General features: G+C 69.3%; 22 protein-coding genes. 15 read left to right on the forward strand and 7 right to left on the reverse strand.

Going from position 1 to position 22,622, the window contains the following annotated elements:
• Positions 1-27: 27 nt before the first annotated feature.
• The 8 genes from AC07VX_RS22510 to AC07VX_RS22545 all read left to right on the forward strand — a co-directional run bounded on the left by AC07VX_RS22510 (position 28) and on the right by AC07VX_RS22545 (position 10,036).
• Positions 28-996, forward strand: coding sequence for an adenylate/guanylate cyclase domain-containing protein (locus AC07VX_RS22510; protein ID WP_493167277.1), 969 nt, complete (start codon positions 28-30; stop codon positions 994-996).
• Positions 997-1,012: 16 nt separating this feature from the next.
• The gene (gene hemH, locus AC07VX_RS22515; RefSeq protein ID WP_493167278.1) at positions 1,013-2,119 is read left to right on the forward strand and encodes a ferrochelatase; all 1,107 of its coding nucleotides are present in this window, start codon (positions 1,013-1,015) and stop codon (positions 2,117-2,119) included.
• Between the two features lie 17 nt (positions 2,120-2,136).
• A complete protein-coding gene (locus AC07VX_RS22520) occupies positions 2,137-2,538 on the forward strand; it encodes an RNA-binding S4 domain-containing protein (RefSeq protein ID WP_493167320.1) in 402 nt (133 codons plus the stop codon).
• An 81-nt stretch (positions 2,539-2,619) separates the two neighbouring features.
• Positions 2,620-3,144 carry a nucleotide exchange factor GrpE gene (grpE, locus tag AC07VX_RS22525; protein ID WP_493167279.1) on the forward strand — a complete coding sequence of 175 codons (525 nt, stop codon included), beginning with the start codon at positions 2,620-2,622 and terminating at the stop codon, positions 3,142-3,144.
• A gap of 34 nt (positions 3,145-3,178) precedes the next feature.
• Complete coding sequence (dnaK, locus tag AC07VX_RS22530) at positions 3,179-5,179, forward strand: molecular chaperone DnaK (RefSeq protein WP_493167321.1); 2,001 nt, start codon at positions 3,179-3,181, stop codon at positions 5,177-5,179.
• A 66-nt stretch (positions 5,180-5,245) separates the two neighbouring features.
• Positions 5,246-6,397 (forward strand): molecular chaperone DnaJ, encoded by a 1,152-nt coding sequence (gene dnaJ, locus AC07VX_RS22535; RefSeq protein ID WP_493167280.1) that lies wholly within the window; start codon positions 5,246-5,248, stop codon positions 6,395-6,397.
• Positions 6,398-6,647: 250 nt separating this feature from the next.
• Complete coding sequence (locus AC07VX_RS22540; protein WP_493167281.1) at positions 6,648-8,288, forward strand: response regulator; 1,641 nt, start codon at positions 6,648-6,650, stop codon at positions 8,286-8,288.
• Between the two features lie 74 nt (positions 8,289-8,362).
• The gene (locus tag AC07VX_RS22545; protein WP_493167282.1) at positions 8,363-10,036 is read left to right on the forward strand and encodes a phosphoethanolamine transferase; all 1,674 of its coding nucleotides are present in this window, start codon (positions 8,363-8,365) and stop codon (positions 10,034-10,036) included.
• 1 nt (position 10,037) lies between these two features.
• Here AC07VX_RS22545 and rlmD read toward each other — a convergent pair whose 3' ends face one another.
• The 5 genes from rlmD to surE form a co-directional block, all read right to left on the reverse strand.
• Positions 10,038-11,390 carry a 23S rRNA (uracil(1939)-C(5))-methyltransferase RlmD gene (rlmD, locus tag AC07VX_RS22550; protein ID WP_493167283.1) on the reverse strand — a complete coding sequence of 451 codons (1,353 nt, stop codon included), beginning with the start codon at positions 11,388-11,390 and terminating at the stop codon, positions 10,038-10,040.
• A gap of 30 nt (positions 11,391-11,420) precedes the next feature.
• Entirely contained in the window at positions 11,421-12,428 is a 1,008-nt protein-coding gene (rpoS, locus tag AC07VX_RS22555; protein ID WP_493167284.1) for an RNA polymerase sigma factor RpoS, read from the reverse strand.
• Between the two features lie 41 nt (positions 12,429-12,469).
• The gene (locus AC07VX_RS22560) at positions 12,470-13,345 is read right to left on the reverse strand and encodes a peptidoglycan DD-metalloendopeptidase family protein (RefSeq protein WP_493167285.1); all 876 of its coding nucleotides are present in this window, start codon (positions 13,343-13,345) and stop codon (positions 12,470-12,472) included.
• Between the two features lie 63 nt (positions 13,346-13,408).
• Positions 13,409-14,212, reverse strand: coding sequence for a protein-L-isoaspartate(D-aspartate) O-methyltransferase (locus AC07VX_RS22565; RefSeq protein WP_493167286.1), 804 nt, complete (start codon positions 14,210-14,212; stop codon positions 13,409-13,411).
• The gene (surE, locus tag AC07VX_RS22570) at positions 14,213-14,956 is read right to left on the reverse strand and encodes a 5'/3'-nucleotidase SurE (RefSeq protein WP_493167287.1); all 744 of its coding nucleotides are present in this window, start codon (positions 14,954-14,956) and stop codon (positions 14,213-14,215) included.
• A 169-nt stretch (positions 14,957-15,125) separates the two neighbouring features.
• Here surE and AC07VX_RS22575 point away from each other — a divergent pair, with 169 nt between their 5' ends.
• Together AC07VX_RS22575 and AC07VX_RS22580 are read left to right on the forward strand one after the other, a co-directional pair.
• Complete coding sequence (locus AC07VX_RS22575) at positions 15,126-16,103, forward strand: NADPH:quinone oxidoreductase family protein (protein WP_493167288.1); 978 nt, start codon at positions 15,126-15,128, stop codon at positions 16,101-16,103.
• Between the two features lie 103 nt (positions 16,104-16,206).
• Positions 16,207-16,950 (forward strand): LuxR C-terminal-related transcriptional regulator, encoded by a 744-nt coding sequence (locus AC07VX_RS22580; protein WP_493167289.1) that lies wholly within the window; start codon positions 16,207-16,209, stop codon positions 16,948-16,950.
• On the opposite strand, the gene AC07VX_RS22585 is transcribed toward AC07VX_RS22580, so the two are convergent.
• Complete coding sequence (locus AC07VX_RS22585; protein WP_493167322.1) at positions 16,930-17,628, reverse strand: glutamine amidotransferase; 699 nt, start codon at positions 17,626-17,628, stop codon at positions 16,930-16,932. The genes AC07VX_RS22580 and AC07VX_RS22585 overlap by 21 nt on opposite strands.
• Positions 17,629-17,662: 34 nt before the next feature.
• Positions 17,663-18,211 carry a carboxymuconolactone decarboxylase family protein gene (locus tag AC07VX_RS22590; RefSeq protein WP_493167290.1) on the reverse strand — a complete coding sequence of 183 codons (549 nt, stop codon included), beginning with the start codon at positions 18,209-18,211 and terminating at the stop codon, positions 17,663-17,665.
• A gap of 98 nt (positions 18,212-18,309) precedes the next feature.
• Here AC07VX_RS22590 and AC07VX_RS22595 point away from each other — a divergent pair, with 98 nt between their 5' ends.
• From AC07VX_RS22595 to AC07VX_RS22615, 5 genes are all read left to right on the forward strand, one after another.
• Entirely contained in the window at positions 18,310-19,161 is an 852-nt protein-coding gene (locus AC07VX_RS22595; protein WP_493167291.1) for an AraC family transcriptional regulator, read from the forward strand.
• Between the two features lie 10 nt (positions 19,162-19,171).
• Complete coding sequence (locus AC07VX_RS22600) at positions 19,172-19,519, forward strand: hypothetical protein (protein ID WP_493167292.1); 348 nt, start codon at positions 19,172-19,174, stop codon at positions 19,517-19,519.
• 77 nt (positions 19,520-19,596) lie between these two features.
• On the forward strand, positions 19,597-19,851 hold the full coding sequence (locus tag AC07VX_RS22605; protein WP_493167293.1) for a hypothetical protein: 255 nt from the start codon (positions 19,597-19,599) through the stop codon (positions 19,849-19,851).
• On the forward strand, positions 19,848-21,233 hold the full coding sequence (locus AC07VX_RS22610) for a TolC family protein (RefSeq protein ID WP_493167294.1): 1,386 nt from the start codon (positions 19,848-19,850) through the stop codon (positions 21,231-21,233). Before AC07VX_RS22605 ends, AC07VX_RS22610 begins: the two co-directional genes overlap by 4 nt.
• Before the next feature lie 15 nt (positions 21,234-21,248).
• Complete coding sequence (locus tag AC07VX_RS22615; protein ID WP_493167295.1) at positions 21,249-22,619, forward strand: multicopper oxidase family protein; 1,371 nt, start codon at positions 21,249-21,251, stop codon at positions 22,617-22,619.
• Positions 22,620-22,622: the final 3 nt, after the last annotated feature.

A 22,622-nucleotide genomic window follows, 5' to 3' on the forward strand; every position in this document is an offset into this window, starting at 1 on the left:
GCCTTTTTCACGCCCTAAACTTCTGACATGACCGCGATCCGCGAGCGCACCGTCCTCTTTGCCGACCTGCGCGGCAGCACCGGGCTGTACGAATCCCTCGGCAATGCCGAGGCGAGCGCCATGGTCACGCAGACCGTGGGGCAGATCAGCGAAGCCGTGCTGGAAAGCGGCGGCCAGCTCATCAAGACCCTCGGCGACGGCCTGATGGCCGCCTTCGACACGCCGCGCGACGGCGTGCGCGCCGCCCAGCGCATGCAGGAGATGCTGGAGAGGACGGTGCAGCGCGCTCGCCGCCAGAGCAACCCGGCCATGCTGGCGCTGCGGCTGCAGGTGGCACTGGCGCGCGGCGAGGTCGTTGAGCTCAACGGCGACTGCTTCGGCGACGCCGTCAACGTGGCGGCCCGTCTCATCGACCATGCCGGCGACGGCGAGATCCTCATCACCGCCGAGGTTCTGGCCGGCCTGCACCACGCCTCCAAGGGGCGCTTTCGCAGCCTGGACCGCATCTCCGTGCGCGGCCGCGTCGAGCCGGTGCACGTCTACCGCATGGACGCCGCCCCCCTGGTCAGCGCCGACGACACGGCCACCCAGTTTGGCGAGCCGATGCGCTCCGTCGAGCCCGACGGCATGCGCCTCATCTGGCAGGACCTGGACCGCGTCTTCGACATCGGCGCCATGCCCATCATCCTGGGCCGCAGCGTGCAGGCCACCTACTGCATCACCGACGCCCGCGTGTCGCGCTCGCATGCCCGCATTGACTGGCAGGGCAGTAGCTTCGAGCTGACTGACCTGTCCTACAACGGCACCTATGTGCGCTTCGGCGACTCGGGCGAACTGCTCAGCCTCAAGCGCGGCAGCTGCACCCTGCACGGCAGCGGCGTCATCGGCCTGGGCGGCCTGCCGACCGACGACCAGTCGCCCATCGTGCGCTTCGAGGTGCTGCACTTCGCCGACACCGAGCCGCAAGCCTTCGGCGGCCCGCGTTCGCGGCGCTGACCCCCTTCTTCATCGCATGCGCTTTTCTCCCGAACCGCCGCAGCGCCACGGCGCCGCTCCCACGGGCCCGCTGGCGACGGACGTTGCCCTCCTGCTCTGCAACCTCGGCACGCCCGACGCCCCCACCGCACCGGCGCTGCGGCGCTACCTGGCCCAGTTCCTGGCCGATCCGCGCGTCGTCGAGATCCCCAGGCTGATCTGGCTGCTCATCCTGCACGGCATCATCCTGCGCGTGCGGCCTGCCAAGTCGGCGGCCAAGTACGCCACGGTCTGGACGCCCGAAGGCTCGCCGCTGAAGGTCTGGACCGAGAAGCAGGCCAAGCTGCTGCAGGGTCAGCTCGGCGAGCGCGGCCTGCGCGTGCGCGTGGCCGCCGCCATGCGCTACGGCCAGCCCGCCATCGCGACAACGCTGGACGCCCTCAAGCGCGACGGCATCCGCCGCGTGCTGGTGCTGCCGGCCTACCCGCAGTACTCCGGCGCGACGACGGCCAGCGTCATCGACGACGTCGCACGCTGGGCGCTGCAGACCCGTCACCTGCCCGAGCTGCGCTTCGTCAACCGCTACCACGACGACGCCGGCTACATCGCCGCACTGGCCAAGACCGTGCGCGAGCACTGGCAGCGCGAGGGCCGCGCCGAGAAGCTGGTGATGAGCTTCCACGGCATGCCCGAGCGCACACTGCACCTGGGCGACCCCTACCACTGCGAATGCCTGAAGACCGGCCGCCTGCTGGCCGAGGCGCTGGGGCTGCAGAAGGGCGAATGGCTGGTCAGCTTCCAGAGCCGCTTTGGCAAGGCCAAGTGGCTGGAGCCCTACACCGAGCCCAGCCTTGTCAAGCTGGCCCAGGGAGGCACGAAATCGGTGGACGTCATTTGCCCCGGTTTCGCGGCCGACTGCCTGGAAACGCTGGAAGAGATCAACCTGGAAGCCCGCGAGGCCTTCCTGCATGCCGGCGGCCAGCGCTTCGGCTACATCCCCTGCCTGAACGACCACCCCGCCGGCATCCGCGCGCTGGCAGTGTTGGCCGAGCGCCATCTGCAGGGCTGGCCGACCGCCCTGCCCGACGCTGCAGAACTGGCACAGCAAAAGGAACGCGCCCTGGCCGCCGGAGCCCGCGAGTGAGCGACGCTCCGCTGAGCATGCGCCTGGACAAATGGCTGTGGGCGGCTCGTTTCTACAAGACCCGTGCTCTGGCGGTGGACGAGATCAACCTCGGCCGCGTGCGCGTGGGCGGCCAACCGGTCAAGCCGGCGCGGGATGTGAAGGTGGGCGATCTGCTCAGCATCCGCATCGGCGCCGTGGCGCGCGAGGTGGAGGTCAAGGGGCTTTCCAACCAGCGCGGCCCGGCGCCGCAGGCACAGCTGCTCTATGCCGAGACGGCGACCAGCGTCACGATTCGAGAGGCCGCCGCGGAAGCCCGCCGGCTGGCGCCGGAGCCGGCGGCAACCATCGCCCAGGGCCGCCCGACCAAGCAGGACCGTCGCCGCCTGGCGGACTGGGATCGCTGGTCGGCCTCGCTGGACGAGGACGACCCGGGTTGACCCGGATAATCCTTTTCCAATCCCCCCTCTTGAAACCGGGACATCGCGCCCCACGTCGACGCGATTCCGATTCTTATTGCCATGACGACCGACACCCCCCTGCCCGAAGACGCCGCCGGCGCTCCCGAGCCTACGGCTGCTGAACTGAATCCCGAGATCAAGATCGCCGAGCTGGAAGGGCGCCTCGCCGAGATGAGTGACGCCTACCTGCGTGCCAAGGCCGAGGCCGAGAACGTGCGCCGCCGCGCCGACGAGGACATCGCCAAGGCCCGCAAGTTCGCCATCGAGGCCTTCGCCGAAGCCATGCTGCCCATCATGGACAGCCTGGAGGCGGCCATCGCCACGCCCAACGCCAGCGTCGAGACGGTGCTGGAGGGCGTGCATGCCACGCGCCGCCAGCTGTCCAGCGCGCTGGAACGTAACAAGGTGGTCGAGATCAACCCCGGCCAGGGCGCCAAGTTCGACCCCCACCAGCACCAGGCCATCTCCATGGTGCCGGCCCCGGGCCAGGAGTCCAACACGGTCGTCACCGTGCTGCAGAAGGGCTTCCTGATCGCCGACCGCGTGCTGCGCCCGGCCCTCGTGACGGTCGCCGCGCCCAAGTAATTCACAAGCTGCCGCCCTTGAAACGGCAAGACTTATCCACAACTCGAACACATCACCAAATCCTCAGGAGTTCCAAATGGGAAAGATCATCGGCATTGACCTCGGCACCACCAACTCGTGCGTCGCGGTCATGGAAGGCAACACCACCCGCGTCATCGAGAACGCCGAGGGTGCCCGCACCACGCCGTCCATCATTGCCTACCAGGAAGACGGCGAGATCCTCGTCGGCGCCTCGGCCAAGCGCCAGTCGGTGACCAACCCGAAGAACACGCTGTACGCCGTCAAGCGCCTGATCGGCCGCAAGTTCGCCGAGAAGGAAGTGCAGAAGGACATCGACCTGATGCCCTTCACCATCGCCGCCGCCGACAACGGCGACGCCTGGGTGGAAGTGCGCGGCAAGAAGTACGCGCCCCCGCAGGTGTCGGCCGAGGTGCTGCGCAAGATGAAGAAGACGGCCGAGGACTACCTCGGCGAGGAAGTGACCGAGGCCGTCATCACGGTGCCGGCCTACTTCAACGACGCCCAGCGCCAGGCCACCAAGGACGCCGGCCGCATCGCGGGTCTGGACGTCAAGCGCATCATCAACGAGCCTACCGCCGCGGCCCTGGCCTTCGGCCTGGACAAGCACGGCAAGGGCGACCGCAAGATCGCCGTCTATGACCTGGGCGGCGGCACCTTCGACATCTCGATCATCGAGATCGCCGACGTCGATGGCGAGATGCAGTTCGAGGTACTGTCCACCAATGGCGACACCTTCCTGGGCGGCGAGGACTTCGACCAGCGCATCATCGACTACATCATTGCCGAGTTCAAAAAGGACCAGGGCGTCGACCTGACCAAGGACGTGCTGGCCCTGCAGCGCCTGAAGGAAGCCGCCGAGAAGGCCAAGATCGAGCTGTCCAACAGCTCGCAGACCGACGTGAACCTGCCCTACATCACGGCAGATGCGACCGGCCCCAAGCACCTGAACGTCAAGCTGACCCGCGCCAAGCTGGAGTCGCTGGTGGACGAGCTCATCGAGCGCACCATCGCCCCCTGCCGCACCGCGGTGAAGGACGCCGGCGTGTCGCTCACCGACATCGACGACGTCATCCTGGTCGGCGGCATGACCCGCATGCCCAAGGTGCAGGACAAGGTCAAGGAGTTCTTCGGCAAGGAACCGCGCCGTGACGTGAACCCCGACGAGGCCGTGGCCGTCGGTGCCGCCATCCAGGGTCAGGTCCTGGGCGGCGAGCGCAAGGACGTGCTGCTGCTTGACGTCACCCCGCTGAGCCTGGGCATCGAGACCCTGGGCGGCGTGATGACGAAGATGATCAAGAAGAACACGACCATCCCGACCAAGTTCTCGCAGACCTTCTCGACGGCCGACGACAACCAGCCGGCCGTGACCATCAAGGTCTACCAGGGCGAGCGCGAACTGGCCCAGGCCAACAAGTCGCTGGGCGAGTTCAACCTCGAAGGCATCCCGCCGGCCCCGCGCGGCACGCCGCAGATCGAGGTCAGCTTCGACATCGACGCCAACGGCATCCTGCATGTCGGCGCCAAGGACAAGGGCACCGGCAAGGAAAACAAGATCACCATCAAGGCGAACTCGGGCCTCTCCGAAGCCGAGATCGAGAAGATGGTGAAGGACGCCGAGGCCAACGCGGCCGAGGACAAGAAGAAGGTCGAGCTGGTGCAGGCCCGCAACCAGGCCGACGGTCTGGTGCACAGCGTGCGCAAGTCGCTCAGCGAGCACGGCGACAAGCTGGACGCCGCCGAGAAGGACAAGATCGAGGCCGCCGCCAAGGACCTGGAAGAAGCCATCAAGGGCGACGACCAGGCCGCGATCGAGGCCAAGACCGAAGCCCTGATGACGGCCAGCCAGAAGCTGGGCGAGAAGATCTACGCCGACCAGCAGGCCGCGCAAGCTGCGGCTGGTGCCGCCGCCGGCGCTGCCGAGCAGCCGCAGGCCGCGCCGCAAGGCGAAGCCAAGCGCCCGGCCGACGACAACGTCGTGGACGCCGAGTTCAAGGAAGTCAAGGACGGCAAGTAAGCCTCCCCTGACCTCGGCCCGGGGGCGCAAAAAGCGCGCCCGGGCTTTTGCTTTACGAGAAGAGCAATGGCTGCCAAGCGCGATTACTACGAAATCCTCGGCGTCGCCAAGAACGCGACCGAGGAGGACATCAAGAAGGCCTACCGCAAGCTGGCCATGAAGTACCACCCCGACCGCAACCAGGGCGACGGGGCGAAGAAGGCCGAGGAACAGTTCAAGGAGGCCAAGGAGGCCTACGAGATGCTGTCCGACGCGCAGAAGCGCGCAGCCTACGACCAGTACGGCCATGCGGGCGTCGACCCCAACATGGGTGCCGGCCGCGGCGGCCCGGGCGCGGAAGGCTTCGGCGGCTTTGCCGAGGCGTTCGGCGACATCTTCGGCGACATCTTCGGCGGCCAGGGCGGTGGCCAGCGCCGCGGCGGCGGCCAGCAGGTCTACCGCGGCAGCGACCTCAGCTACGCGATGGAGATCACGCTCGAGGAAGCGGCCCGCGGCAAGGAAACGCAGATCCGCATCCCGAGCTGGGAGAGCTGCGAGACCTGCAGCGGTACCGGCGCCAAGCCTGGCACCAGCGCCAAGTCCTGCGGCTCCTGCGGCGGCTCGGGCACGGTGCACATGCGCCAGGGCTTCTTCAGCATCCAGCAGACCTGCCCGCACTGCCACGGCAGCGGCAAGATCATTCCCGACCCCTGCACCACCTGCAACGGCCAGGGCAAGGTCAAGAAGCAGAAGACGCTGGAGGTCAAGATCCCGGCCGGCATCAACGAGGGCATGCGCATCCGCTCGGCGGGCAATGGCGAGCCCGGCGTGAACGGCGGCCCGGCAGGCGACCTCTACATCGAGATCCGCATCAAGCAGCACGACATCTTCGAGCGCGACGGCGACGACCTGCACTGCACGATGCCAGTGTCGATGATCACCGCAGCCCTGGGCGGCAACATCGAGGTGCCGACGCTGGGCGGCAAGGCCGAGATCGAGCTGCCCGAGGGCACGCAGCACGGCAAGACCTTCCGCCTGCGCGGCAAGGGCATCAAGGGCGTGCGTTCCAGCTACCCCGGCGACCTCTACTGCCACATCGCCGTGGAGACGCCGGTCAAGCTCACCGAGCACCAGAAGAAGCTGCTCAAGGAGCTGGACGAGTCGCTGAAGAAGGGCGGCGAAAAGCACTCGCCCAACGCCAAGACCTGGACGGACCGGGTCAAGGACCTCTTCAAGTAAGCACGCCCCGCTGCATGCAGCCGCAGCGCCCGCCAGGGCCCTGCGGCTTTTTCATGCCCGCCACTGCCACAAACCGCCCGCCCTGGCTGCGGCGTAAATCACGCCCCCAGGCGGGGCGCGCAAACCATCTCACCCAGTTTGTCCAGAACGGCCTAAAGTCCAGCGACTGTCACTCCGATGGCTCATAAGTGATTCTGCCTCCGCGACTTCCGATCAAAGTCCACCGCCACGCGCCGGGCAAGGAGGTCGCATGTTCCTGATGGACGAGACTATCCAGGACGCCTCGGCGCTGATCATCGACAGCAATGCCAACTCGCGCAGCCTGATGTCGGCCCAGTTGCGCGACCTCGGCGTGGGCACCGTGCGCCAGACCCCGCGCGTCAAGGACGCGCGCGTGATGCTGGAGCACCAGACCTACGACATCGTGCTGTGCGACTACCACTTCGACAGCAGCGACACCTCGGGCCAGGACCTGCTGGACGAGCTGCGCCGCGAAGGCCTGCTGCCCTACTCCACCGTCTTCGTCATGGTGACCAGCGAGGCCACCTACGCCAAGGTGGCCGAGGCCGCCGAGGCGGCGCTGGACGCCTACCTCATCAAGCCCTACACCAGCGCCAACCTGGCCGAGCGGCTGGCCAGCGCGCGGCTACGCAAGCGCATCCTGAAGGGCATCTTCGAAGCCATCGAGAACCAGGACTTCGAGACCGCCGCCAACCTCTGCCTGGCGCGCTTCGAGGCCAAGGGCAAGTACTGGCTCTACGCAGCGCGCATCGGGGCCGAGCTGCTGCTGCGGCTCAAGCGCTTCGACGACGCCAGGACACTGTACGAGGCCATCATCGCCGCCAAGACCGTGCCCTGGGCGCGCCTGGGCGTGGCACGCACCGAGGTGGCCAGCGGCAATCTGCAGGCCGCGCGCCGCACGCTGGAGAACCTCATCGGCGAACTGCCCGACTACGCGGACTCGCATGACCTGATGGGCCATGTGCAGATGGAGCAGGGCGACCTGCAGCAAGCCCTCAAGACCTACCAGACCGCGGCCACGCTGACGCCCGGCTGCCTGCTGCGCCTGCAGCGCTGCGGCTCGCTGGGCTTCTATGCGGGCGAGCGCGTGGATGCGCTGCGCATGCTGGAGCGCGCCATGTCTCAGGGCCTGCGCTCCAAGCTATTCGACATGCTCAGCATCGTGCTGATCGGGCTGATGCGCTTCGACAACAAGGACTTCAAGGGCTTCAAGTACGCCCATGATTCCCTGGCTGCTGCGCTGGAACGCGCGCCGGGCTCGATCCGGCTGCAGCGTTTCGACCTCGTCTTCCGGGGCCTGGCCTTCCTGCTGGAGCGCCGCGTCGGACAGGCCCTGGTCGTCGCGCGCGAGTTCACGGCACATGCCGACAGCGGCGACTTCGACCTCGAAGCCGCCTCGCTGCTGACGGCGCTGTGGATCCGCCTGTCCAGCCAGGAGGTTGAACTCGAAGAGATGATGCCCATCCTGCAAGGCCTAGGCATGCGCCACTGCGCCACCAAGGCCAGCACGGAAATCCTTGTCTCGATGACCGAATCGCACCAGGGCGCGGCCGAGCAGTTCCGCGAGTGTCACCAGCAGATCTTCAACGTCGCAGAGACGGCCATGCGCCACTCCTTGCGCGGCAGCGCCAAGATCGCCGTCGAGCTGCTGATCCAGCAGGGCGAGAAGACGCGCAACGCCAAGCTGATCGACATGGCCGGCCTCGTGCTGAAGCGCCATGCCGAAAAGATCGACGACGCCGCCACGCTGGCCGGGCAGATCGACTCGCTGCACGGCCGCTACGTGAAGCCCATGGGCGGCAGCCCGGGCAAGGCGCACTCGGCCGGTGGCGTCGCGCTGCGCACCTCGCCCACCGCCGTGGCCGCCTGACCTCGGGCCGTCACACCAGCCCGCGCGCGGCACGCGAGAATGCGCGCCGCCGCCCCATCCCCTGACCTCCTCGCATGTCCCTGATCAAGCGCCTGCTGGCCTGGTTCCAGCCCGACACCTCTCGCCCCCTGACCCAGGCCTGGCTGGCTGCGCTCTGGATGGGCCTGCTGGCCAACTGGCCTCTGTGGAAGCAGCTGCAGCTGCTGCCGGGCATAGGCCTGGGCTTCACGCTGGCCTTCGCCGGCATGGTCACCGCCGCCACCGGCGCGGTGCTGAGCCTGCTGGCCTGGCCACGGCTCATCAAGGGCGTGCTCGCCTTCCTGCTGCTGGCCGGCGGGGCGCTGGCCTATTTCATCGGCACCTACGGCATCGTCTTCGATCCCACCATGGTCGTGAACATGGTGCAGACCGACGTGCGCGAAACGCGCGACCTGCTTAGCTGGCGGCTGATCGTGAGCCTCGTGCTGCTGGGCGCCCTGCCCGCCTGGTGGCTGCTGCGCCGCCCCCGGGCGCCGGCCCAGGCCCTGCGCAAGCGCCTGGGCGGCAATCTCGCGTCCTTTGGCCTGGCCCTGCTGGCCATGGTGCTGCTCGCGCTCAGCGTCTTCGCGACGCTGTCCTCGACAATGCGCAACAACAAGAGCATCCGCTACATGGTCACGCCGCTAAACGCGGTCTACTCGGTCAGCATCGTCGGCGTGCGCAGCCTCTCCGGCCCCAAGGGGCCGCCCGTCGTCATCGGCGCGGACGCCCGCCTGCTGCCGCGCGCCGAGGGCAGCAAGCCCCCGCTGCTGCTGCTGGTCGTCGGCGAAACGGCGCGGGCGATGAACTTCAGCCTCAACGGCTATGCGCGGCCCACCAATCCGGCGCTGTCCAAGCTGCCCGTCATCAGCCTGCGCCAGGTCAGCTCCTGCGGTACGGCGACGGCCGCATCGCTGCCCTGCATGTTCGCGCCGCAAGGCCGCAGCGCGTTCGACGCCGACAAACCCCAGGAGAACCTGCTCGACGTGCTGCAGCGCGCGGGCCTGGCCGTGCTGTGGCTGGACAACCAAAGCGGCTGCAAGGGCCTGTGCGACCGCGTGCCCAGCGGCTTCGCGGCCAAGCCGCCGGCAGGCGCCGCCCCGCTGCCGGCGGGGCTGTGCCACGCTGACGAACTGGGCGAGGAATGCTTCGACGAATCACTGCTGCACGAGCTCGACAAGCGCGTGGCGGCGCTGGACCCCGAGCGCCTCAAGCGGGGACTCGTCCTCGTCATGCACCAGATGGGCAGCCACGGTCCGGCCTACTTCAAGCGCTCGCCACCCGACCTCAAGCCATTCCTGCCCGAATGCCGCAGCAACGAGCTGCAGCAGTGCCCGCGCGAGCAGGTCATCAACGGCTACGACAACACGCTCGCCACCACCGACCGGATGCTGGCCCGCGCCATCGGCTGGCTGCAGACGCAGGCGCCGCGCTTCGACGCCGGCATGCTCTACGTGTCCGACCACGGCGAGTCGCTCGGGGAGAACGGCCTTTACCTGCACGGCATGCCGCATGCCATCGCACCCACCGAGCAGACCCATGTGCCGATGATCCTTTGGCTGCCCGAGGGCGGCGGGCTGGCCGCGTCGCTCAAGCCCGGCTGCCTGCAAGGCCTGCGCGACAAGCCGGCCTCGCACGACAACCTCTTTCACACCGCCATGGGCTGGGTCGGCGCACGGGCCGACGTCTACAAGCCGGAGTGGGACCTGCTGGCCGGCTGCCGACGCTAAATCAGCGGTCGAAGACCGCGATGCTCTCCACGTGCGCCGTGTGCGGGAACATGTTCACCGCGCTGGCCGCCGTGCAGCGGTAGCCCGCCACGTTGACCAGCAGGCCCGCATCGCGCGCCAGCGTCGCCGGGTTGCAGCTGACGTAGACGATGCGCTTGGGCGCCGTCCAGCCGGGCGCCAGCGACGGGTCCTGGGCGATGTCGGCCACCGCCTTGGCCAGCGCGAAGGCACCCTCGCGCGGCGGGTCGATGAGCCAGCGGTCGGCCGTGCCGTCCAGGGCCAGCAGCTCGGGCGTCATGTCGAACAGGTTGCGTGCGACGAAGCTCGTCTTGTGCGCCAGGCCGTTGGCCGCCGCATTCTCGCGCGAGCGCTGCACCAGCGTCTCGCTGCCCTCGATGCCCAGCACCTCGCGCGCCTTAGTCGCCAGCGGCAGCGTGAAGTTGCCGAGCCCGCAGAACCAGTCGATGACGCGGTCGTCCTTCTGCACGGCCAGCAGGCGCAGCGCGCGGCCGACCAGGGTGGCGTTGATGTGCGGATTGACCTGGGTGAAGTCGGTCGGCTTGAAGGGCATGCGGATGCCGAACTCCGGCAGCGCATAGGCCAGTTCCGGGCCGCCTTCGTCCAGCAGCTTGACGGTGTCCGGCCCCTTGGGCTGCAGCCACCACTGCACCCCATGCCTGGCGGCGAATTCGCGCAGCAGCGCGATGTCGCCATCCGGCAGCGGGTTCAGGTGGCGCAGCACCAGGGCGATGACCTCGTCGCCCATGGCCAGCTCGATCTGCGGCAGGCGGTCGCGCTCGGCCATGCTGGAGATCAGCTCGCGCAGCGGCATCAGCAGGTCGCTGACGACCTTGGGCACGACCTTGCAGACCTGCATGTCGGCCACGTAGCGGCTCTTGCGCTCGTGGAATCCGATCAGCACGACGCCCTTCTTCTGCACATAGCGCACCGAGAAGCGCGCTCGGTAGCGGTAGCCCCAGGTCGGACCCTCGATGGGCCGCAGCAGCACCTCGGGCTTGACCTTGCCGAGATGCCAGAGCTGGTCCTCCACCACACGCTGCTTGACGGCCACCTGGGCGCCTGCCTGCAGGTGCTGCATCTTGCAGCCGCCGCAGGCACCGGCATGCAGGCCGAAATGCGGGCAGCCCGGCGTCACGCGCAGCGGGCTTTCCTTCCTGATCTCGGTGAGCTGGCCCTGCTCCCAGTTGTTCTTGCGGCGCGCAATAGCAGCCTTCACGACCTCGCCCGGCAAGGCGCCGTCGATGAACACCACCTTGCCCTCGGCGTTGTGCGCCACGCCCTGCGCCTCAAGTTCGAGGCTTTCGACCTTGAGCCATTCCGTTGTCTGAGTCATCCCCGGATTATCCGAGGGTCGGGCCAGGCGTCAGAAGATCGAGTCCCGATCCACGCCGTGGCGCATCATGTTGCGCTTGAGCTTGGCCAGCGCCTCGATCTGGATCTGGCGGATGCGCTCGCGCGTCAGCTTGAGGCGGATGGCCAGCACGTCCAGCGTCTCCGGCTCCCGGTCCGACAGGCCGTAGCGGCCCGACAGCACCTCGCGCTCGCGGTCGTTCAGGCTGGCGAGGCCATGTTGCAGCAGTTCCTCGACCTCGTGCGACAGGCGCAGGCCCATCGGGTCGATGGCCTGGTCGTCGGCGACCAGGTCCAGCATGGACTCGCCGCCTTCGCCGTTGCGGTCCACCGGTGAATCGAGCGAGCTCGGCAGTTCCGCATAGGCCAGCAGTTCCGCCACCTCCTCGACCGGGCGGCCCAGCGCCTGGGCCACGTCCTCGGCTCGCACTCGGCCTTCCGAGCCCTGGGCGCTCTGCAGCGCCTCTAGGGCCCGCCGCGCCTTCAGCACCTGGTTGAGCTCGCGCACGATGTGCACCGGCAGCCGCACGAGGCGGGCCTGGTGCATCAACGCACGCTCGATGCTCTGGCGGATCCACCAGCTCGAATAGGTAGAGAAGCGGAAGCCCCGCTCGGGCTCGAACTTGCCGATTGCATGCATCAGCCCGAGGTTGCCCTCCTCGATGAGATCGCTCATCGGCAGGCCGCGGCCGAGGTAGTTCTTGGCAATGCTGACGACCAGCCGCAGGTTGTGCTCGATCATGGCCTGGCGGGCATCGAAGTCCCCGGCGCGCGCGGCCTGGGCAGTGTCGAATTCCTGCTGCGGCGTCAGCAGCGGCGTGCGGCGGATGTCGCGCAGATAGGCCTGCAGCGCGTTGCCCAGTTCGACGTCATCGCCGGCCACGCGCAGCACCTGGCTGTCTTCGGCAACATCGGGCCCCGGCTCGGCATCGCCGCCATTGCCATTCATCGCCGACAGCAGAACGCCCGGCTCGCGGGCGGCGTCGTCATGACCGTTGAGTTTGAGCACAGCGCGTTTCATGGCGGGTTCGCTGTCCCAATGTGTGTGGATTGCCGGCTGTTTCAGCGCGCCGGCAAAAGCTTTGCCGGATCGACGGGCTTGCCGAGCTTGCGCACTTCGAAGTGCAGCTTGACGGTGTCACTCTCGGTGGAACCCATCTCGGCAATCCTCTGGCCTTTGCGTACCACTTGGTCCTGCTCGACCAGCATCGCCCGGTTGTGGGCATACGCCGTCAGGTAGGTGCTGTTGTGCTTGATGATGACCAAGTTGCCGTAGCCGCGCAACCCCGAACCGGCGTAAACAACGCGACCATCGGCGACGGCCAGCACCGGGTCTCCCGGCTTGCCGGCGAAGTCCAGGCCCTTGTTGCGCTGTTCGTCGAAACCGGCGCTGACGGGCTGCGACACGGGCCAACTCCAGGCCAGCCCGTCTTCCTCGTTGACCGCCGCACTGCCGGTGGCTGGCGATGACGCCGCCGCTGGCGCACTGGCGGCGCCCACGGGCGGCTTGGCGTCCAGCGGACGCGACTCGACCTTGGCCGCGCTCGCGATCGGCTTGGCCGTCACGGCCCCCGGGTCCACGCCCGGCGGCACGACACGCAGCACCTGGCCCACCTCGATGCGGTTGGGGTTCTCCAGGCTGTTCCACTTGGCCACGTCGCGCCAGCTCTGGCCGTTGTCCAGCGCAATGCGGATCAGCGCATCGCCGGGCCTGACCGTGTAGTAGCCCGGCTTGCCGGCGTTTTCGGCGCCTGGCAGCGGCGGCCTGGCATCCGGCGCGGAAGCTGCCGAGGCCGCGGACGCAGGCGCCGCTGCCGCAGAGGCAGGCAGCGGATTGCGGTCCTCGACCGGTGCCGGGCGGTGCAGCGAGGTGCCACAGGCGCTCAGCAGCAGCGAAGTGGTGATGGCAGTGAATAGAAGGCGCAGGCTTGAGGGCATCGTGTGGCTAGAGCACGTTGGAAGGCCGACCCGATTGTGTGGCGCGGTGCGCCGGCGGCCCCGTCAGACGACGCCAGATTTTAGGGGGACGAAGAGCACCGCCTCATGCTCGCTGCGAACCCAGCGGCTGACACCGCCTTCGACGACATGGTCGAGCACGACGAGCACCTGGCCGCGGCTGCCGGAAGCGGTCGGCGCGACGAGGCGCCCGCCCGGCGCAAGTTGCTCCAGCCAGGCCTTGGGAATGTCCTCGCCACCGGCGGCCGCGATGATGCTGTCGAAGGGTCCGCTGGCCGAGTGGCCGACGCGGCCATCGCCCCAGACCAGGCGCGGCACGCGCGGCAGAGCGATGCGCTGCAGGTTGAGCCGGGCCTTGTCGTGCAGGCCCTGCAGGCGCTCGATGGACGTGACCTGGCGCGCCAGCAGTGCGATGACGGCAGCCTGGTAGCCGCAGCCGGTGCCGATCTCCAGCACGCGGCCGAGCGAGCCGCGCGGCGCGGCACCGGAGCCGGCCATCAGCAGGCCCAGCATGTGGGCCACCACCGAAGGCTTGGAGATGGTCTGGCCGTGGCCGATGGGCAGGGCCGTGTCCTCGTAGGCCTGGGCGGCCAGCGCGCTGTCGACGAACTCGTGGCGCGGCACGCTGGCCATGGCGGCCAGCACGCGCTCGTCGAACTTCCCTTCGGCGCGCAGCCTCGCCACCATGCGCTCGCGCACGGCGCCGCTGTCCAGGCCCGTCCCGCTGGGCCGGGCCAGCCGGGCTGCGTCGGCCGTGGCCTGGCGCAAATGGCGCTGCGGCATCAGCAGTTCGCGCTGGGGCGCGGCGGCCGACTTGAGACTGGCTGGGAAGCGCTTGGGTGCCGACATTCAGAGACCGAGACGCTGGGCCCAGCTGCCGAGCGACGCATGCTCCGTCAGGTCCACCTGCAGCGGGGTGATCGACACCTGGCCGTTCGCCGTGGCGTGGAAGTCCGTGCCCTCGCCGGCGTCCCTGGCATCGCCCGCCGGGCCGATCCAGTAGATGGTTTCGCCACGCGGGTTGATCTGTTCGATGATGCCCTCGCTGGCGTGCCGCCGGCCCAGCCGCGTGATCTTGCGAGGCCGGGTGTCGGCATCCGGCCGGTTGGGAATGTTGACGTTGAGCAGGAAGCCCTGGCCCAGCCCCCCGGCGATCACCTGCTCGACGACGCTGCGCGCCGTGCGGGCGGCGGCGTCCAGGTCGCCCCAGCCCTTCTCAGCCTGCGAGAAGGCGATGGAGGGGATGCCGAACAGATAGCCCTCGGTCGCCGCCGCCACCGTGCCGGAGTAGAGCGTGTCATCGCCCATGTTGGCGCCGTTGTTGATGCCCGAGAGCACCAGGTCGGGCCGGTAGCCCAGCAGGCCGGTCAGCGCCAGGTGCACGCCGTCCGACGGCGTGCCGCTGACATAGCGGAAACCGTTGGCGGCGCGGTGCACGTTGAGCGGGCGGTTCAGCGTCAGCGAATTGGACGTGCCGCTGGCGTTCTGCTCGGGCGCGATGACGTCGATCTCGCCGAGGCCCTCGCAGGCTTTCACAAGGGCCGCCAGGCCGGGGGCAAGGTAGCCGTCGTCGTTGGAAATCAGGATGCGCATATGGCCAATTGTAGGGAGGGCGTCACCTGCGAGACCGGGTGTAACTCTCTTGATCCATATCATGGTCTCTTCCAGGAAAGCGCCGGGCCGCCCTGACTTTCTGGCGCCCTTGCGGGGGCAGGACAGGCTCAGCCTGGCCGTGGGAACACCAATGACTCAGGAGAAGACGATGAAGGCATGGCTGTGCGAGAACCCCGTGGGTGTCGAGGCACTGCAATGGCGCGAACTGCCCGCACCGGCCCTGGGCGCCGGCCAGCTCCGCGTGCAGATCAAGGCGGCCAGCCTGAACTTCCCGGACCTCCTCATCGTGCAGAACAAGTACCAGATGAAGCCGCCCCTGCCTTTCGTGCCGGGCACGGAGTTCTCCGGCGTCGTCACCGAGGTGGGCGAAGGCGTCAAGGGCTTTGCGGTCGGCCAGCGCGTCGCGGCCTTCGGCGGGCTGGGCGGCTTCGCCACCGAGGTCTGCATTCCCGCCATCCTGGCCATGCCGCTGCCGGAGGGCTTCGCCTTCGAGGACGCCGCCGCCTTCATCTGCACCTATGCCACCAGCCACCACGCGCTGATGGACCGCGCGACATTGCAGTCCGGTGAAACCGTGCTCATCCTCGGCGCAGCCGGCGGCGTGGGTACGGCGGCCATCCAGATCGCCAAGGCGGCCGGCGCACGCGTCATCGCCGCCGCAGGCAGCGATGCCAAGTGCGAGGCCTGCAAGGCCCTGGGCGCCGACGCGGCCATCAACTACGCGACGCAGAACCTGCGTGACGAATTGAAGACGCTGACCGGAGGCAAGGGGCCCGATGTCGTCTACGACCCCGTCGGCGGCGATCTGGCCGAGACCGCCTTCCGCTCCATCGCCTGGCGCGGCCGCTATCTGGTCATCGGCTTCGCCCAAGGCTCCATCCCGGCCCTGCCGCTGAACCTGGCCCTGCTCAAGGGCGCATCCATCGTCGGCGTGTTCTGGGGCGAGTTCGCCAAGCGCGAGCCCGGCCGCAACGCGAAGATGCTGGGCGAACTGGCCGCCTGGTATGCCGCCGGCAAGATCAAACCGGTGCTGGACCGCGTGCTGCCCATGGAGGAACTGCCCGCGGCCTTTGCCCGCATGGCGGCGCGCGAGGTAGTCGGCAAGTTGGTTCTTACCAATCCTTGAAGCCTGAAACGGGGGCTTGGACCCGGCCGGCCCGCCCGGGTTTCTAGGGGGCTCTGCGCTACATTCGACAGCCGAAACGACAGCCGCTGCCCGCTCCCGCGCCATGACCGTCAAAGTCCTGATCATCGAAGACAACCCCGTTGCCCGCAGCTTTCTGTGCCGGGTGGTGCGAGAGAGCTTCAGCGACGCGATGGAGATCACCGAGGTCGGTGACCTTGAAAACGCCCGCCGCCAGGTGGCCAAGCTCGGCGGCAGCAACGGCGAGGTCGGCTTCAAGCTCATCCTCGTCGACCTGGAACTGCCCGACGGCAACGGCATGGAGTTCCTGACCGAGCTCAGCGGCTCGACGGCGATCAAGATCGTCACGACGCTGTACTCCGACGATGACCACCTCTTCCCCGCCCTGCAGTGCGGGGCCGACGGCTATCTGCTGAAGGAAGACCGCTTCGAGGTGCTGGTCGAGGAGTTGCAGCGCATCGTGCGTGGCCAGCCCCCGCTGTCACCAGCCATCGCGCGCCGGCTGCTGAGCCACTTCCGCCCCAGCACGAGCGACAGCGGCACCATGCCGCTGAACTCCGGCTTCGGCACGCTATCGACCTCCAACGCCCCCTTCGCCAACAGCCGCGGCGTGGCGCTGGACCCGCCGCCCGAGTGGGAGCGCCTCACGCCCCGCGAGAGCGAGGTGCTGACTTATCTGAGCAAGGGCTTCACGATCAAGGAGATCGCGAACCTGATGGGCATCAAGTGGTTCACCGTCAACGACCACATCAAGAGCATTTACAAGAAGCTCAACGTGTCCAGCCGCGCCGAAGCGGCGGTGCTGGCGTCAAAGCAGGGCCTGGTCTAACCAGCTGGTCATGAACCGCCCCAAGGCCTCGGCAAGTCCGGGGCCTTGTTGTTTGGCGGCCTCGCGCAGCGCCTGCGGCCGGATGCCGGCGGCAGCAAGCTCGTCGCCATGGCCGATCAGCCATTGCTCGATGCGGGCCGGGTCGACCTCGGGATGGAATTGCAGCGCCAGCGCCCCGGGGTGCGGCGCGAACGCCTGGTGCGGGCAGACGGCCGTGGCCGCGAGGGATGGCAGACCTGCCGGCAGCGCGAACTGGTCGCCATGCCAGTGCAGCACCGGCTGCCCGTCGAACCCGGCGAGCGCCGTGCCCTGGCCGGCCTCGGTCAAGCTCAGCGGCGCGAAACCGATCTCCTTGATGCCCATGGGCCGCACTGCAGCGCCCAGGGCCCGCGCCATCAGCTGAGCCCCCAGGCAGATGCCCAGCAGCGGCCGGCCCGAGTCCAGCCGCCGCCGCACCAGCCCGACCTCATCGGCCAGCCAAGGGTAGCCGGCGTCGTCCTCGACACTGATCGGCCCGCCCAGCGCGACAAGCAGGTCGACCGCGTCAAGGTCGACGGCCGCGAAGTCGTCGACGCCGGCCTCGTGATACCGGACCTGGAAGCCGCGCCGCCGCAACAGCGGCTCGATGAGGCCGAGGTCCTCGAAAGCAAGGTGGCGCAACGCGACGGCAGTCTTCATCATGGGCGGCATCATCGTTGCTACACCTCGGCCATCAGGCCGCCGAACGCAGCTTCACGGCGGGGAAATCCACCGGCACGGCGAACGCGACGTTCACATAGTTCGTGAACAGGTTCAGCGCGACATGGGCCAGGATCTCGACGATCTGGCCATCTCCAAAGCCTGCGGCGCGCAGGGACGTCACGTCGGCCTCATCCACCTGGCCGCGCTGCTCGACCAGCTTGAGCGCGAAGCGCAGAGCGGCAGCCGTCGCCGGGTCGGCCGATTCGCCGGCCTGGGCGGCGCTCATCTCCGCCGCTGAAGCACCGGCCTTGCGGCCCAGCGCCGTATGCGCGGCCAGGCAGTATTCGCAGGCATTGCGGTCGGCCACCGCCACGGCGATCTGCTCACCCAGGCGTGCCGCAATCGCGCCACCGCCCAGGGCGCCGAAAAAGCCCCACATGGCCTGCAGCGCCGCCGGCGAATTGGCAACGGCGCGGAACATGTTGGGCGTGGCACCGAAGGCGCCGTGCACGGTGTCCAGCAGCGCGCGGCTGCCGGCCGGGGTGTCGTTGGACGAGACGAGGGGAACGCGGGAGGTCATGACTTGGCCTTTCGATGGCAGTGGAGAAGGTCTCCAATGTCGCGGCGAAGACGAAGCGATTGGTATCATTTGATCCACAAAATCAACCCAATCGTCCCGTGACCGACGCGCCGCCACTGGATCGCCTGAGCCCGCTGTTCGAGCGCTTCCGCGTGCAGGCCAGCCTCTTCCACGCCGGACCGCTGTGCGGCGTGACGCACTTCGATGCCCGCCCCGGGCGCGGCTTCCTGCATGTCATGCGCCGCGGCGAGATGGAGGTGCGGCATGCGGCGGCGACCGGCCTCGTCGAGCACCTGTGGGTGCGCGAGCCCAGCCTCGTCTTCTATCCCCGGCCGCTGGCCCATGACTTCCACAACGCACCCACCGAGGGCGCGGACTTCGTCTGCGCGACGCTGGACTTCGAGGCCGGCCACCCGCTGGTACAGGCGCTGCCGCCGCTGGTCGTGCTGCCGCTGGCCGACGTGGACGGCGTTGGTGCGACGCTGGGCCTGCTGTTCGGCGAGGCCGAGCGGGTGCGCTGCGGCCAGCGCCTGCTGGCCGACCGGCTGTTCGAGGTGTTGTTGCTGCAACTGCTGCGCTGGATGCTGGACCAGCGGGACACCCCGCTGCCTCTGGGCCTGATGCGCGGGCTGAGCCACGGGCAGCTGGCCCGCGCGTTGACGGCCCTGCATGCGCGCCCGGGCGACGCCTGGCCGCTGTCCGCGATGGCGGCCGAGGCCGGCATGTCGCGCAGCCGCTTCGCCACGGCCTTCCGCGAGGCCCTGGGCCAGACGCCGGCCGACTACCTGGCCGACTGGCGCCTGGCCATCGCGCGCACCGGGCTGCGCGCCGGCAAGCCGCTGAAGGCGCTGGCCGCGGAACTGGGCTACGCGAACGCGTCGGCGTTGAGCCGCGTGTTCGCCCAGCGGCATGCGGGGCTGTCGCCCAGGGCCTGGCTGCAGCGCGGTTAAAGTGCCGCCCATGCGTCGCCCCGGCCGCTTCCTCGTCCTCTGCCTGCTGCTCGTGCTGCTGCCCCTTCGCAGCCTGCTCGCGGCCGTGCAGCTGGAATGCGGGACGGTGCAGCCGGCGCCCGTCGCGGCGGCCCATGCCGGGCATGGGCATCACGACCACCAGGGCAAGGATCACCATGCCGACGCCGCAGGCAAGGCCTGCAAGCTCTGCGCCCCCTGCTGCCTGGCCGCCGCGCCGCCGCCGCCCGCCTTGGCATTGGCCGTGACGGCTGCGCCGGCCGTGCGCGCCGCCCAGGTGCCGGCCGAACGCTGGACGGGCGTCGTGCCGCCCCTGCCCGACCCGCCCCCTCGGGCCTGAGCCTCCTCCCAACGCTGCCCTCCCCGCCGCGCGCATCGCCGCGCTCGGCGGTCGATCACCCGTTCAGAGAGGCTGACATGCCCTTGCTGTTCCCCCGCGTCGGAGCCCTGTGCGCCACCTGGCTGGCCTTGAGCGCCGCCGCGCAGCCCCGCCCCGACCCCGCCGACGCGCGCGCCAAGGTGCCGCCCGTCGCCGTCAGAAAGGCCCCGCCGCCGCTGGCCGCCGATGACCCGTCCCCCGTCGACTGGCGCGCCGCCAACGCACGTGTCGAACGTGTCGGCGGCTGGCGCACCTATGCCCGCGAGACGCTGCCGCCGGAGCAGGCGCGATGAAGCGCGCCCTGTCCCTGACGGCACTGGCCGTGGCCCTGAGCGGCTGCGCCGGCCTCGATCCCCAGGACGGGCCGGGTGACGAGGTCGCCAGCCTCAATCGCCTGACCCAGCCCCACATCGGCCAGGTCCTGGCCGTCGAGCCGCTGTCGCCCGACGCGCTGGCGCGGCGCCTGCGCGAGCCGCTGAGCGCCGATGCGGCCGTGCAGCTGGCGCTGCAGAACAGCCGTTCACTGCAGGCCCGCCTCGCCCGCCTGGGCGTGACGGCCGCCGAGGTGGAGGAAGCCGGCCGACTGCCCAACCCCGGCTTCAGCTTCAGCCGCCTCAGGCGCGGCGACGAGGTGGAGCTGGAGCGCGGCTGGCACATCAACCTGGCCCGGCTGCTGACGCTGCCGCTGGTGCGCCAGGCCGAGCAGCGGCGCCTGCGGGCCGAGCAGCGGCTCGCCGCGGCCGACGTGCTGGCGCTGGCCGCGGACACCCGCCGCGCCTGGGTCAACGCGGTCGCCGCCGAAGAATCGCTGACCTACCGCCGCCAGGTGCTGGAAGCCGCCGACGCGGGTGCCGAACTGGCGCGGCGCATGCAGGCCGTCGGCAACTTCAATGCGCTGGCCCGGGCCCGCGAGCAAGGTTTTGCCGCCGAGGCCCGGCTGGCGCTGGCCCGCGCGGAAGGCCAGCGGCTGGCGGCGCGCGAGCGCCTTGTTCGCCTGCTGGGCCTGTGGGGCGCCGATGCCGCGGCGCTGCGTCTGCCCGAGCGCCTGCCGGCCCTGCCCGCCGCACCGCGCGAGCAGCCGGACATCGAGACGCTCGCCCTGGCCCAGCGCCTGGATGTCCAGGCCGCCCGGCTGCGGCTGGAGCAGGCCGCGCGCCAGATCGACGCCGGCCAGATCAACCGCTTCGTGTCGATGCTGGAACTCGGCGTCGTGCGCAACTCGTCCAACGAGGCACCCACGCAGCGCGGCTGGGAGATCACGCTGGAGCTGCCGCTGTTCGGCCCCGGTCCGCTGCCGCGCGCGCAGGCGCTGGCCCGCGAAGCCGCGCACGACGCGGCCGACACGGCCATCCGGGCCCGCTCCGAGGTGCGCGAGGCCTACGGCCTGTACCGCGGCGCCTGGGACATCGCCCGCCAGCACCGCGACGAGTTGCTGCCGCTGGCCCAGCGCATCTCCGACGAGCAGCTGCTGCGCTACAACGGCATGCTGATCGGCGTCTTCGAGTTGCTGGCCGATGCGCGCGCCCAGGTCGCCACGGTGGCCGCCGCGCAGGACGCGCTGCGCGACTTCTGGCTGGCTGAAGGGCTTCTGGACCAGGCCCTGCTGGGGCCCGCCACGCCCGCCCCGCCCGCCGCCGGCGCCGCCGCCGCGCCCGCCGCTGCGGCGCCCCACTGAATCCGAGGACATCCCATGTTCAACCGACGTTCCCTGCTGGGCGCGGCCTCGCTGGCGGCAGTCTCCAAGGCGGCCATGGCCGCTCTGCCCGAGCCCGTCATCCAGACCTCGCCCGACACCCAAGCCCCGCTCGTGCCGCCCAGCGGCCGGCCCTACAACCCCGTCGTCACGCTGAACGGCTGGACGGCCCCCTGGCGCATGAACGGCGGCGTCAAGGAGTTCCACCTCGTCGCCGAGCCCGTCGTGCGCGAGATGGCGCCCGGCTTCAAGGCCCATCTGTGGGGCTACAACGGCCAGAGCCCGGGCCCGACCATCGAGGTCGTCGAGGGCGACCGCGTGCGCATCTACGTCACCAACCGCCTGCCCGAGGTGACCAGCATGCACTGGCACGGCCAGCGCCTGCCCAACGGCATGGACGGCGTGAGCGGCCTGACCCAGCCGCCCATCCCGCCCGGCAAGACCTGGGTCTACGAGTTCGTCGCGCGCCGCCCCGGCACCTTCATGTACCACCCGCACGCCGACGAGATGGTGCAGATGGCCATGGGCATGATGGGCCTGTGGATCACGCATCCGAAAGCGAAACACCCGCACATCGACGAAGTGGACCGCGACTACGCCTTCCTGCTGAATGCCTACGACATCGAGCCTGGCAGCGCGACGCCGAAGATCATGACGATGCTGGACTTCAACCTGTGGAGCTGGAACAGCCGCGTCTTCCCCGGCATCGCGCCGCTGGTGGCGCGCCAGGGCGAGCGCGTGCGCATTCGCGTCGGCAACCTGACGATGACCAACCACCCCATCCACATTCACGGCCACGAGTTCACGGTCACGGGCACGGACGGCGGCCCGGTGCCTCGATCGGCGCGCTGGCCCGAGGTGACGACGGACATCGCCGTGGGCCAGATGCGCCAGCTCGACTTCATCGCCGACGAGGAAGGCGACTGGGCCTTCCACTGCCACAAGGCCCACCACACGATGAACGCGATGGGCCACGGCGTGCCGACCATGATCGGCGTGGACCACAGCGGCCTGGCGGCCAGGATCCGCCAGCTGGTGCCGGACTACATGGTCATGGGCGAGCGTGGCATGCACGACATGACCGAGATGAGCATGCCGCTGCCCGACAACACGGCACCCATGATGGCGGGCGAAGGTCCGTTCGGCCCGGTCGCGATGGGCGGCATGTTCAGCATGCTCAAGGTGCGCCGCGGCCTCAAGCGCGGCGACTACAGCGACCCCGGCTGGTTTCAGCACCCGCCCGGCACACTGGCGCGCGAGGTGGGCGAGGCGCCGCCCGCGCCGACGGCTCCCGCCGCTGCCTCGACATCCGCCAAGGGCGATGTCGAAGTCCAGATCCGCAAACCCCAGGGCCATGCCGGCCATTGATGC

The sequence above is a fragment of the Roseateles sp. GW821-FHT03B02 genome (genome assembly GCF_059421025.1).

Excerpts from the sequence above, each read along its gene's own strand:
- AC07VX_RS22510 (WP_493167277.1), top strand. The coding sequence starts at position 28 with ATGACCGCGATCCGCGAGCGCACCGTCCTCTTTGCCGACCTGCGCGGC.
- hemH (WP_493167278.1), top strand. The coding sequence starts at position 1,013 with ATGCGCTTTTCTCCCGAACCGCCGCAGCGCCACGGCGCCGCTCCCACG.
- AC07VX_RS22520 (WP_493167320.1), top strand. The coding sequence starts at position 2,137 with ATGCGCCTGGACAAATGGCTGTGGGCGGCTCGTTTCTACAAGACCCGT.
- grpE (WP_493167279.1), top strand. The coding sequence starts at position 2,620 with ATGACGACCGACACCCCCCTGCCCGAAGACGCCGCCGGCGCTCCCGAG.
- dnaJ (WP_493167280.1), top strand. The coding sequence starts at position 5,246 with ATGGCTGCCAAGCGCGATTACTACGAAATCCTCGGCGTCGCCAAGAAC.
- AC07VX_RS22540 (WP_493167281.1), top strand. The coding sequence starts at position 6,648 with ATGTTCCTGATGGACGAGACTATCCAGGACGCCTCGGCGCTGATCATC.
- AC07VX_RS22545 (WP_493167282.1), top strand. The coding sequence starts at position 8,363 with ATGTCCCTGATCAAGCGCCTGCTGGCCTGGTTCCAGCCCGACACCTCT.
- rlmD (WP_493167283.1), bottom strand. The coding sequence starts at position 11,390 with ATGACTCAGACAACGGAATGGCTCAAGGTCGAAAGCCTCGAACTTGAG.
- rpoS (WP_493167284.1), bottom strand. The coding sequence starts at position 12,428 with ATGAAACGCGCTGTGCTCAAACTCAACGGTCATGACGACGCCGCCCGC.
- AC07VX_RS22560 (WP_493167285.1), bottom strand. The coding sequence starts at position 13,345 with ATGCCCTCAAGCCTGCGCCTTCTATTCACTGCCATCACCACTTCGCTG.
- AC07VX_RS22565 (WP_493167286.1), bottom strand. The coding sequence starts at position 14,212 with ATGTCGGCACCCAAGCGCTTCCCAGCCAGTCTCAAGTCGGCCGCCGCG.
- surE (WP_493167287.1), bottom strand. The coding sequence starts at position 14,956 with ATGCGCATCCTGATTTCCAACGACGACGGCTACCTTGCCCCCGGCCTG.
- AC07VX_RS22575 (WP_493167288.1), top strand. The coding sequence starts at position 15,126 with ATGAAGGCATGGCTGTGCGAGAACCCCGTGGGTGTCGAGGCACTGCAA.
- AC07VX_RS22580 (WP_493167289.1), top strand. The coding sequence starts at position 16,207 with ATGACCGTCAAAGTCCTGATCATCGAAGACAACCCCGTTGCCCGCAGC.
- AC07VX_RS22585 (WP_493167322.1), bottom strand. The coding sequence starts at position 17,628 with ATGAAGACTGCCGTCGCGTTGCGCCACCTTGCTTTCGAGGACCTCGGC.
- AC07VX_RS22590 (WP_493167290.1), bottom strand. The coding sequence starts at position 18,211 with ATGACCTCCCGCGTTCCCCTCGTCTCGTCCAACGACACCCCGGCCGGC.
- AC07VX_RS22600 (WP_493167292.1), top strand. The coding sequence starts at position 19,172 with ATGCGTCGCCCCGGCCGCTTCCTCGTCCTCTGCCTGCTGCTCGTGCTG.
- AC07VX_RS22605 (WP_493167293.1), top strand. The coding sequence starts at position 19,597 with ATGCCCTTGCTGTTCCCCCGCGTCGGAGCCCTGTGCGCCACCTGGCTG.
- AC07VX_RS22610 (WP_493167294.1), top strand. The coding sequence starts at position 19,848 with ATGAAGCGCGCCCTGTCCCTGACGGCACTGGCCGTGGCCCTGAGCGGC.
- AC07VX_RS22615 (WP_493167295.1), top strand. The coding sequence starts at position 21,249 with ATGTTCAACCGACGTTCCCTGCTGGGCGCGGCCTCGCTGGCGGCAGTC.